10 protein-coding genes are annotated in these 11,117 nt (G+C 38.0%); all 10 read right to left on the bottom strand.

The genetic code is table 11. The features are described 5' to 3' along the window. Positions 1 to 53: 53 nt before the first annotated feature. The 10 genes from hpf to ilvC all read right to left on the bottom strand — a co-directional run bounded on the left by hpf (position 54) and on the right by ilvC (position 11,100). On the bottom strand, positions 54 to 611 hold the full coding sequence (gene hpf / locus BM260_RS10545; protein ID WP_093537311.1) for a ribosome hibernation-promoting factor, HPF/YfiA family: 558 nt from the start codon (positions 609 to 611) through the stop codon (positions 54 to 56). Between the two features lie 110 nt (positions 612 to 721). Next, positions 722 to 1,102 carry a PilZ domain-containing protein gene (locus tag BM260_RS10540; RefSeq protein WP_175496270.1) on the bottom strand — a complete coding sequence of 127 codons (381 nt, stop codon included), beginning with the start codon at positions 1,100 to 1,102 and terminating at the stop codon, positions 722 to 724. Between the two features lie 153 nt (positions 1,103 to 1,255). Beyond that, positions 1,256 to 1,750, bottom strand: coding sequence for a C40 family peptidase (locus BM260_RS10535; RefSeq protein ID WP_093537309.1), 495 nt, complete (start codon positions 1,748 to 1,750; stop codon positions 1,256 to 1,258). Positions 1,751 to 1,929: 179 nt separating this feature from the next. Further along, positions 1,930 to 3,618, bottom strand: coding sequence for a methyl-accepting chemotaxis protein (locus BM260_RS10530; protein ID WP_093537308.1), 1,689 nt, complete (start codon positions 3,616 to 3,618; stop codon positions 1,930 to 1,932). A 374-nt stretch (positions 3,619 to 3,992) separates the two neighbouring features. Next, complete coding sequence (locus tag BM260_RS10525) at positions 3,993 to 4,841, bottom strand: VOC family protein (RefSeq protein WP_093537307.1); 849 nt, start codon at positions 4,839 to 4,841, stop codon at positions 3,993 to 3,995. Between the two features lie 398 nt (positions 4,842 to 5,239). Further along, a complete protein-coding gene (gene leuD / locus BM260_RS10520) occupies positions 5,240 to 5,821 on the bottom strand; it encodes a 3-isopropylmalate dehydratase small subunit (protein WP_093537306.1) in 582 nt (193 codons plus the stop codon). A gap of 15 nt (positions 5,822 to 5,836) precedes the next feature. Beyond that, entirely contained in the window at positions 5,837 to 7,246 is a 1,410-nt protein-coding gene (gene leuC / locus BM260_RS10515) for a 3-isopropylmalate dehydratase large subunit (RefSeq protein ID WP_093537305.1), read from the bottom strand. A 19-nt stretch (positions 7,247 to 7,265) separates the two neighbouring features. After that, positions 7,266 to 8,366 carry a 3-isopropylmalate dehydrogenase gene (leuB, locus tag BM260_RS10510; RefSeq protein WP_093537304.1) on the bottom strand — a complete coding sequence of 367 codons (1,101 nt, stop codon included), beginning with the start codon at positions 8,364 to 8,366 and terminating at the stop codon, positions 7,266 to 7,268. A 174-nt stretch (positions 8,367 to 8,540) separates the two neighbouring features. After that, positions 8,541 to 10,082, bottom strand: a complete 1,542-nt coding sequence (locus BM260_RS10505; RefSeq protein WP_093537303.1) for a 2-isopropylmalate synthase — start codon at positions 10,080 to 10,082, stop codon at positions 8,541 to 8,543. Beyond that, the gene (gene ilvC / locus BM260_RS10500; protein WP_093537302.1) at positions 10,069 to 11,100 is read right to left on the bottom strand and encodes a ketol-acid reductoisomerase; all 1,032 of its coding nucleotides are present in this window, start codon (positions 11,098 to 11,100) and stop codon (positions 10,069 to 10,071) included. Before ilvC ends, BM260_RS10505 begins: the two co-directional genes overlap by 14 nt. Between the last annotated feature and the right edge of the window lie 17 nt (positions 11,101 to 11,117).

Below are 11,117 nucleotides of genomic sequence, written 5' to 3'. Positions count from 1 at the left end.
TCAAAAAACTCTCCTCGCAGTTACGAGGAGAGTTGGATATAAGCTTTAAAGGCTTAGTTAGTTTCGATTAAGCCGTATTTTCCATCTCTGCGTTTATAAACGATATGAGTACCATTAGACTCAGCATCTGTAAAGATGAAGAAGTTATGACCAAGCATGTTCATTTGCAATACCGCTTCTTCTTGGTCCATTGGTTTTAGGTCGAACTGTTTTGTACGGACGATATTATATTCATCCTCTTCGGAATGATCAGTTGCTCCTTCAGGTGGATCGATTGTAGCAAAAAATGTAGCTACACCTTCACGCTCACGGAACTTGCGATTTACTTTTGTTTTATATTTTCTAATTTGACGTTCTAGTTTATCTACGATTAAGTCCACTGCAGCATACATATCTGCATTACGTTCTTCTGCTCGTAGTGTTAAGTTTTTCATAGGAATTGTTACTTCCACTTTTGTTTGTTTGTCGTTATACACTTTTAAGTTAACGTTTGCAGTCGCTTGAATCTCTTCGTTGAAGTAACGGTCTACTTTATCAATCTTACCTTCAACGTACTCACGTATTGCAGGAGTCACCTCAATATTTTCTCCACGAATGTTAAAGTTTAGCATGAAAACTCCTCCTTTAATTTAACTCTATATATATATTTCAACACCACCTTTAAAATATCCTTCTTATTTTAAAGTTTTTATTTAATTTTTGTCGAAACTTGTAATATTTTTTACTTTTTAAGTTCCATTTCTTTCCGTCTACGTTTTTTTAGCTCTTCAATAATCATTTGTTCACTTTCATTATCTCCAACCAACTTAACACCATACTCATGGCCCCATGCTTTGCGGTGGGACCATACAAATTCTCCAACCATGGAAATAGGATTTGTATCTAACGTGAAATTCAATTCCACATGATGTAATTGATCTATGGAGATAAATAATTCGCTAAACAACTTCAAGCCATTCGGACTTATGTCTATGATTTTGCAGGCACCTTTGTTTGATAACTCCACACCAACATTGCCTTCATTTTGCTTGATTAGACGAAAGGTTGCGTCACAGGGTTCTTCAAATGTATAACGAAAATATTCATTGCGATTATACTTCAAATCCACCTCTCCTTCCGATATTTTTAAATTTTATATTTCTTCATTATGCATAATGAGGAAAGAATTATCAAATGATATGAGATAATTTACACTATTTTAAGAAACAAAAAAGTTCTACCGTAAATTATACGATAGAACAGACATGTATATGTTTTATTTATTTATCGCTACTGTTACATCAGCAATTCGTTTAGCTCCTACATAGCGGTCTCCCCAATAATGAGGATCACTTAACTTATCGATTTTCACACCTTTTGAAGAGGATGAGTGGATAAATTTCCCGTCACCAATATATATACCAACATGCGATACACCTTTACCAGCTGTATTAAAGAATACTAGGTCACCAGAAGCTAAATCACTTTTACCTACCTTAGAACCCGAAGCGTACATTCCAGAAGATGTTCTCGGAAGGCTTACTCCTAAATCTTTATACACATAACTTACGAATCCTGAACAATCAAAACCTGCTTTTGTTGTACCGCCACCACGATATTTTGTTCCAATTAAATCTTTAGCTGTTGCGACTAATTCAGATGAGTTAACAGAACTTGCGGCTTGCGTATTTACTGCGAATGGTGCTGTTACTAAGAGAACAGATAATAGTAACATAGCCGTGACTTTTTGCGACATAGATTTCAAATTCATCGTGTTCCCCCAAGGTCTTAAATTTTCTGATTATTTCTCTAAACTCATGTTACCATTCTTTAAACCTTTTTAATTTTACAGTTATGTAACAATTGTGTTACAAAGAAAAACGAGTATTTCCAAGGGTTTGCATTTAAAAAACCTAACAAGTATAAAAAAGATTACTTGTTAGGTAGAGTTTATATTACAAATCTTGTGCTTGAATTCTCCAAAATAATTGCCTGCTCATTCACATCATTTATCAATTTAGATAGCTTTTCGATATTTTGAACATTAGCTAGAAGCATGTCATCTGTTAGTTCCATTTGTACTGTGTTAGATTCTATCGATTCTATTAATGCAAAAATGAGTTTCTCAGAAGTATTCTTTTCTTTTTCAATAGTTAACATAGAATCTTTCATATGGTCGTTTTGATACTTGGAATCTCTTATGTAGGAAACTATTTTATCCATCTTTTGATGTAACATTTTAAACGTTGCAGCATTATTTTTGGAAGTTTCCATTCCTTCGACAAACACATTTGCCATTTGAGTACCTTGTTGAGTAATCGAATTGGATATTTGACGTATAGTATTTGCTGTACCAGATACTTCATCTGCCAATTTCTTCACTTCTGCAGCTACAACAGCAAATCCTTTACCATCTTCACCTGATCTAGCAGCCTCTATGCCAGCATTCAGTGCCAAGAGGTTTGTTTGTTTTGAAATCGCCTGTACAATTGTGGTCATTCTAGCGATTTCCTCTGTTCTTTCTTGAAGTAACTTTCTTTCTTGATCTGCTTCTTTAAATAAGTTTCGTAACCTTGCAGACTCTACAGCCGTTTTTCTCAATGCCAGTGCACTTTCATCCGCCATTTGTACAGCAATAGCTGAATCCCCGTTTAACTTAATAACCTTCTCTGTTACTTCATCAAAAGTATAGGAGAATTCTTCTAGAAAGGAGCGGATACCGATAGAAGCTTCTTTTTGATTGCGCATGCTTCCACCAGTTTCATGGATAGCTAGTTTAACGGTATTTGTACTATCGACCGTATTCTTAGAATATCCCTTTAGCTTTACGCTATTAGCACTTAGATTTTCTGCAGTAAGTTTAATCGTTTTTACGATGTTAATAAGATTAGCTCTCATCTCATTCATCGCTTTTGATACTTCTCCTATTTCATCGTTTGTTAATATGTGTATTGGTTCACTATTTAGTTTTCCTAGAGATATATCTTTTGCAGATAGTACTACTTGCGAAAGCTGAGTCTTAATTTGTCGATTTGTTAATAATACCAGAGCGAGTGATAGTAATCCCGCGATTAGAAACGAGGCAACGACAATATAAATTGTATTTTTCTGGCTCTCTGACATTTCTTCTATTAAAAGAATTCTTTTGTCAGATTCAAGTTGTCTAGCGTCTTTTAGCAATACTGTCAGGCTTACGTACTTTTCATTGATGGACTGAAGTTGTCTTCGTTTGGCGACATTTTCTTTGTTCATAACCGATTCCTTTAAGTTATTCTCATATGTAGTTTGTATTGATTGTAAGGTTTCTGAGAAAGTTTTCCAATCTACATAGGGCATCTGTTTACTTGAAGAAATTTGTAGATTAACTAGATTCTCTTTTGTCGATTCATAATCTTTGTCAAACTCTTCTAGAGGATCTCCAGCAAAATTGGAAATGGCAATATATAAACTCGCTACCTCCGATCGCATAATATCCGCACTCTCGACATTTTGTGAGTAGACTTCCATATCATTAGCTAAATCTTGGTTGTGAAATACTTGGAAAATCAATAAGACAGTCATCGCCCCAAATAAGATAAAGGAACTAAAAATTGCAATTAAATACTTCATTCGCAGTGGTATAGTAGACCATTTTTTCACAGGTATTCCGACCTCCCACTGAAATATAGCATAACACCTCGCTTAAATGAGTGTGTTTTCTGAAACTTCACAAGGATTTTACAAATTTACAAAGGAGCTTTCGGTGTAACCTAATAGTCTTAGTAAAATTTCAATTGTTTTCTCTTTAATTTATGTATTAACCTGTCGAATACTCTGATTAGAGGTGCCGATATAAATGCAAGAAACAACAAAATACCTTATATAGGTTTGGAAGATCGAATTGAAGTATATTTTGTCACAGATAGATGATTTCAAAAACGAACGAAATGAAGATGCGAGAGAAGAAATTTGTTGAAGCTATAGATAGAGGGAGAAGATTCAAAAATGACTCCGATTTTCTCGGAGTCATTTGTTTATTTTATAGTTAATTTAATTTTATTTTGAGAAGGATCTTTAACAGTGTATATACCATTTTCTTCAAAAATTTCTGATCCCAATGCTTTTACTTTCGTAATTGCTATTTGTAGCTCTTCATTTGAAGGATAAACGACAGAGAATGCTTTTAACCCAACCACGTTTTCTGGTGTAGGAGGTGCTCCAATTCCAGCCCAAGTATTTAATCCAATATGGTGATGGTATTTACCAGCTCCCATAAATAATGCACCAGGATAATTAGGAGTCATCACATCAAAACCTAAAGCATTGTAAAAGTCTTTCGTTAAGTCTAGTTCAGAGACATGTAAATGAATATGTCCCATTACAGTTCCTGCTGGCAAACCATTCCACGGGGTATTAGCTCCTTCCGTCAAAATACTTTGTGCATCAATTTGAAGGGTAGCCATTTCCACATACTCATTTTCCCATTTCCACTCAGAATCTGGACGATCAGTATAAATCTCAATGCCATTTCCATCAGGATCATTTAAATATAGTGCTTCACTAACTAAGTGATCTCCTGCTCCCACTCTAATGTTAAGCTCAGAAAAATATCTTAAAATTGCCCCTAAATCAGCACGTGTTGGTAATAATAACGCAAAGTGATATAATCCCGCTGTCTTTTGTTGAGTTGGCATAATATCATCTGGTTGTTCAATAGAAAGAAGTGCTGTTTTTCCATCAGCAGTAAGATATATTTTGTTAGCTTGCTGTTCCAATATTGTAAAGCCTATGATATTCTCATAAAATTCTACGGAACGCTGAAGATCTGCTACCTTTAACTCTACTAATTCTACAAATGTGTTTGGTTTTTTATGATATTTCATGTTGATTCCTCCAGTTATTTATATAGGTTACTTTTCGTAAGTAATTATATTTTAGTTACTTAATAAAGTCAAGAGAAGAGTTTAGGATGAGCTTGTAATAATGGTGAATCGCAAATTAGTTAGTGTTAATCGCAAGGTCTGAGGACAGAATCACAAGTTAGTTGATACATATCGCAAGATGATTGTGCGGAATCGCAAGTTAGTCGATACAAATCGCAAATGGTGGGATTAAATCGGAGCATTACAGTTTTGCGCATCGTTTTTATTATTCGCAACATCTTACGTCGTATACGCAACGTATACCTCGATTTACGCAACTCTCGCAATATTATAATCACTCTTCTTGTAAAACATCAAAACACCACTTTCCTCAATCAGGGAGTGGTGTTTTCGAGTTGCTAATTAGCTATTCTTTTGTCTTCATAAGCTTTAATTTTATCTTCATATTGGAAGGTTAACGAAATTTCGTCCCATCCATTTAGAAGCATTTTCTTTTGGTATGGATCAATGTCAAATGAATATACCACACCATCTTCGCCTGTTACGGTTTGCACTTCTAGATTAACTGCGACATTATATACTTCTTTGCTTAGCAAGGCTTCCACTTCACTCACCGATAACTTAATCGGTAAAATTCCATTTTTCATGCAGTTATTATAGAAGATATCCGCAAAGCTCGGTGCAATGACTACTCGAAATCCGTAATCCAAGATGGACCAAGGAGCATGTTCACGGGAGGAGCCACATCCAAAGTTATCATGGGCTACTAGAATTGTAGATTCTTTATATCGTTCATCATTTAATACGAAGTCTTTAATTGGTTGATCATTCGCATCGAAGCGCCAGTGGTAAAATAGGTATTTTCCAAATCCAGTACGTTCGATACGTTTTAGAAATTCTTTCGAGATAATTTGATCTGTGTCTACATTTTTTTGATTTAAAGGTGTGATGACACTGTTAATTTCATTGATAGGCTCCATTTGGTTTCCTCCTCCTTATGCATTTACTAGTCCAAATTTGCGAATATCTACAATATGACCTTCGATTGCAGCAGCTGCTGCCATTGCTGGGCTCATCAGATGTGTTTTCGAACCCGCACCTTGACGGCCTTCAAAGTTTCGATTAGAAGTGGATGCACAGTGCTCTCCTGCTGGAACGATATCATCATTCATCGCTAGGCACATACTGCAGCCTGATTCGCGCCATTCAAATCCTGCATGAAGGAATATTTGGTCGATGCCTTCTTGCTCTGCTTGTTTTTTAACCGTTTGGGACCCTGGAACGACAATCGCAGTGACATTGGGATGTACTTTGCGACCTGCAATAACATTTGCTGCTGTGCGAAGATCGCTTAAGCGTGCATTTGTACACGATCCGATAAATACATTTGATATAGCGATGTCCTCTAGCGGCATCCCTTGTTCTAGTCCCATATAAGCTAATGCTTTTTCATGTGCTTGTTGGTCACTTATTTCAGCAAAATCGGATGTGTATGGAATATTTTGCGATACACCAGAACCCATCGAAGGATTGGTACCCCATGTGACAAACGGCTCAATTTCATCTGTAGAAATTTCTACCGTTTTATCGTAAAGTGCCCCTTCTTCCGTTGCTAGGGCTAACCAACGAGCTGCTTCTGTTTCAAAAGCTTCCCCTGCCGGTACATGCTCACGCCCTCTAAGGAATTCAACTGTTGTTTCATCCGGGCTGATCAAACCAGCACGTGCTCCTGCTTCAATCGACATATTACAAATCGTCATACGCTCTTCCATTGATAGCTTTCGAATCGCTTCGCCAGTATATTCGACGATGTAACCTGTACCCATATCGATACCAAACTTCGCAATGATTGCTAAAATAATATCTTTTGCAGCAACGCCATACCCAAGCTCACCCGTCACTTTAATTTGCATTGTTTTCGGTTTAGCTTGCCATAAAGTTTGCGTTGAAAGTACATGCTCCACTTCACTAGTACCGATACCAAAAGCTATGGCACCAAATGCACCATGTGTAGATGTATGGCTATCTCCACAAACAATTGTTTTACCAGGCTGAGTTAGACCTAGCTCTGGTCCGATAATATGAACAATCCCTTGGTCCGGATGGTCCATATTGGCAAGTGGAACGCCAAACTCTTCACAGTTTTGTTGAAGTGTAGAAATTTGTTTACGAGCGATAACATCTTTAATCTGTTCTCTATTTCGAGTTGGGACATTGTGATCCATCGTTGCATAACAAAGATCTGGCCGACGCACCTTACGATTATTCAGTCGTAACCCTTCAAACGCTTGGGGAGATGTCACCTCATGGATTAAGTGTAAATCGATATAGAGAAGGTCTGGTTTACCTTCTTCCTCGTACACAATATGTTCATCCCAAATTTTCTCAATAATCGTTTTTGCCATTTAGTTTCTCTCCTTTTGGTTAGACATAAGAAAACATAATACTATCTGATACAAATTCTGAGTCTAATTCTTCTAAAACTTTTGAAGTCCATTCTGTAGTAGAAAGCACTCGTTTTCCTTTTATTTCTAGGTCACTTGTGAAGTTACCATCATTTAATACATTGAATACTGCTTCTTCAATAGCTGCTGCTTCTGTTTCCATTTGGAAAGACTCACGTAGCATCATTGCTGTTGAAAGAATTGTAGCGGCTGGATTTGCTTTGTTTTGCCCAGCGATATCAGGAGCAGAGCCATGGACCGGTTCATATAAACCAAAACCATCCTCACGCGTACTTGCAGACGGCAGCATTCCTAAAGAACCAGTGATTACGGAAGCTTCATCACTTAAAATATCTCCAAACATATTTTCCGTTACAATTACGTCAAAGTAATCTGGCTTCGTAATTAGCTTCATCGCTGTTGAATCGACAAGCATATGCTCTACTTCCACATCTGGATATCCTTGTTTTTTCTCTTCCACAATCTGACGCCATAATTTACTAGAATCCAATACATTCGCCTTATCCACAGAAGCAAGCTTGCCCCGACGACTTCTTGCTAATTGGAAGGCAGTATCTACAATTCGTTCAATCTCATTGCGTGTATAAACTAACGTATCGACTGCGTAATCATTTGTTTTCTTACGTGGTTCAGCAAAATATAAACCCCCCGTCAACTCGCGTACAATGACTAAATCTACTGATTCTGCTACTTCCTTTTTAAGTGGAGAAGCTTCTAGTAATGCAGGAATCGCTTTGACTGGACGAATATTAGCGTACAATCCAAAATGCTTACGAATAGCTAGCAAACCTTTTTCCGGACGTAAATGAGATGGATTTTGATCCCATTTTGGCCCACCTACTGCGCCTAATAGGATGGCATCACTTTGACTACATGCGTTAATTGTTTCTTCTGGAAGTGGGTTTTCACAAGCATCAATTGCTGCTCCACCTATTAATCCGTATTGCAAGTTGAACGTATGGTTATAACGTTTTGCAATTGCTTGAAGCACCTTTACTGCTGCCTCTGTTACTTCTGGACCGATTCCGTCTCCCGGTAATACCGTTATCGTTTTTTCCATCTCATTCACTCCCATTTTTTTATTTACTAAGTTGATTTAAAAGGCTTTTGAGCCGTTACAGGCGGACGCTTTCCGCGGGCGAGGTCGAGCCTCCTCGTTCGCTACTCTCCCTGCAGGATCTCAACTTACTCGCTTATCCCGCTGGAGTCGCCACCTTTCACTACAAACACCTATTCACTGCCCTACTGCAGCTTGTTCTTTTATTTGAACGTTTACTAATTGACGATTGATGGCGTTGATATACGCTCTGGCAGATGCTTTCAATACATCTTGGGAAGCATTTCTACCCGTGGATGTTTTGCCGTTAAATGTTAAGTTGATTACTGCCTCACCGAGTGCGTCGCGTCCTTTAGATACAGACGATACACGGTAATCTAAAATGCGAACTTCGCCGTTCACAATCTTTTCTAGTGTATTGAAAATAGCTTCTACTGCACCAGAACCTGCGCAAGTTTCCACTACTTGTTCACCTGTTGGTACTTTTACAGTAATCGTAGAGGTTGGGACATTGTTTTCATAGTGGACGACTAATTCCTCTAATTCATACAATTCCACTTCTCCGCTCTTCACTTGCTGATCAGTTAATAAAACAAATAAGTCCTCTTCTGCAATTTCTTTCTTACGATCTGCCAGTTTCTTAAATGCGACAAATGCGGCATTTAGTTTCTCATCACTTAGCTGGAAGCCCATTTCCGCCGCTCTCGAGAAGAAAGCATGACGACCGGAATGTTTTCCAAGAACGAGTTCAGTAGCTACGTCACCGATTAGATCAGGTGTAATGATTTCATACGTTTCCGGGTTTTTAAGCATGCCATCTTGGTGAATTCCAGATTCATGTGCAAATGCATTTTTTCCGACAACCGCTTTATTTGGCTGAATTACAACGCCTGTAAGCTGACTTACTAGTTGACTAGTACGTTTTGTTTCTTTTAATATAATGCCAGAATCTGCTTGGTAATAATCGTTGCGAATATGTAGTGCAACAGCTACTTCCTCCAGTGCTGCATTACCCGCACGTTCACCGATACCATTAATCGTACCTTCTACTTGCGTTGCTCCATTTTCGATAGCTGCTAATGTATTAGCTACAGCCATTCCTAAGTCATCATGACAATGAGCTGATAATTTCACTTTTTCGATACCTGTTACGTTTTCACTTAAGTATTTGAAGAGAGCTCCGTATTCAATAGGACTCGCATAGCCCACTGTATCGGGAATATTAATTGTTGTTGCTCCTGCTTTAATGACTTCATTCATAATGCGAACTAAGAAATCCTTGTCGGAGCGAGTTGCATCCTCTGCAGACCACTGCACAAGTGGAAAATATTTTTTTGCTAGTTTCACAGATTCCACAGCAATTTCGATTACTTGCTCAGGTGTTTTATTTAACTTATATTGCATATGAATCGGTGAAGTTGCGATAAATGTGTGAAGATGTGGTTGCACTCCACCTTTTAATGCTTCCCAAGAAGTTTCGATATCACTTTTAATCGACCGAGCTAGACCAGTAACGACTGAATTTTTCACCGTATCTGCAATTAGCTTAACTGCCTCGAAGTCCCCAGGGGATGAAGCAGGAAACCCTGCTTCAATAATGGAAACACCGTACTTTTCTAGCTGACGAGCAATCTCTAACTTTTCTTTTGTATTTAAATTAATACCAGCTGATTGTTCGCCGTCACGTAGAGTTGTGTCAAAGAATTCAATTTTGCGCACTAGTCACCACTTCTTTCTTGACTTTTTTCCCTTCATTGATGAAAGGCATCATTTCACGTAATTTAGCTCCAACTACTTCAATTTGGTGCTCTGATTCTGCTTTTTTAATAGCATTATATTTTGGTCGATCTGTTTCGTTTTCTTTAATCCATTCTCTTGCAAAAGTACCGTCTTGAATATCTGTTAATACGTCTTTCATACGATCTTTAACAGATGCATCAATGATACGTGGTCCTGATACGAAATCTCCCCACTCTGCAGTGTCTGAGATGGAAGAACGCATTGTAGCCATTCCTCCTTCGTACATAAGGTCAACGATTAATTTTAATTCGTGTAAAGTTTCAAAGTAAGCAAGCTCTGGTTGGTAACCTGCTTCTACTAATGTTTCGAAACCTGCTTTAACGATTGCAGTTGTACTACCACAAAGTACCGCTTGCTCTCCGAATAAATCTGTTTCCGTTTCTTCTTTAAACGTTGTTTCTAGAACGCCTGCACGTGCAGCTCCGATACCTTTAGCATAAGCAAGTGCTAGATCCTTTGCCTGACCAGTTGCATCTTGGTAAACTGCAAATAATCCAGGTACTCCTGCTCCTGCTTCGAATGTTCTACGCACTAAATGACCAGGACCTTTTGGTGCTACTAGGAATACATCCACATCTGTTGGAGGAACGATTTGACCAAAATGTACGTTGAAGCCATGTGCGAATACTAATGTTTTGCCAGCTTTTAATGAAGGTTGAATTTCTGCTTCATACACTGCTTTTTGTCTTTCATCTGGCAATAAGATCATGATAACGTCTGCTTTTTCTGCCGCTTCTTTTACAGAATATACTTCTAGACCATCTTCTTTTGCTTGGTCGAATGATTTACCTGCACGGATACCTACTACTACATCAAATCCAGAATCCTTCAGGTTTTGTGCGTGTGCGTGACCTTGTGATCCGTACCCGATGATTGCGATTTTTTTGTCTTGTAAAAGTCCTTCGTTGATATCACCGTTATAATACATTTTAGCCATTGTTATTTCCTCCTCGA

Source organism: Psychrobacillus psychrotolerans (genome assembly GCF_900115805.1).
GTDB classification, from domain to species: domain Bacteria; phylum Bacillota; class Bacilli; order Bacillales_A; family Planococcaceae; genus Psychrobacillus; species Psychrobacillus psychrotolerans.
The sequence above is the reverse complement of the archived record's forward strand: the minus strand, read 5'-3'. Positions and strand labels throughout refer to the sequence as shown.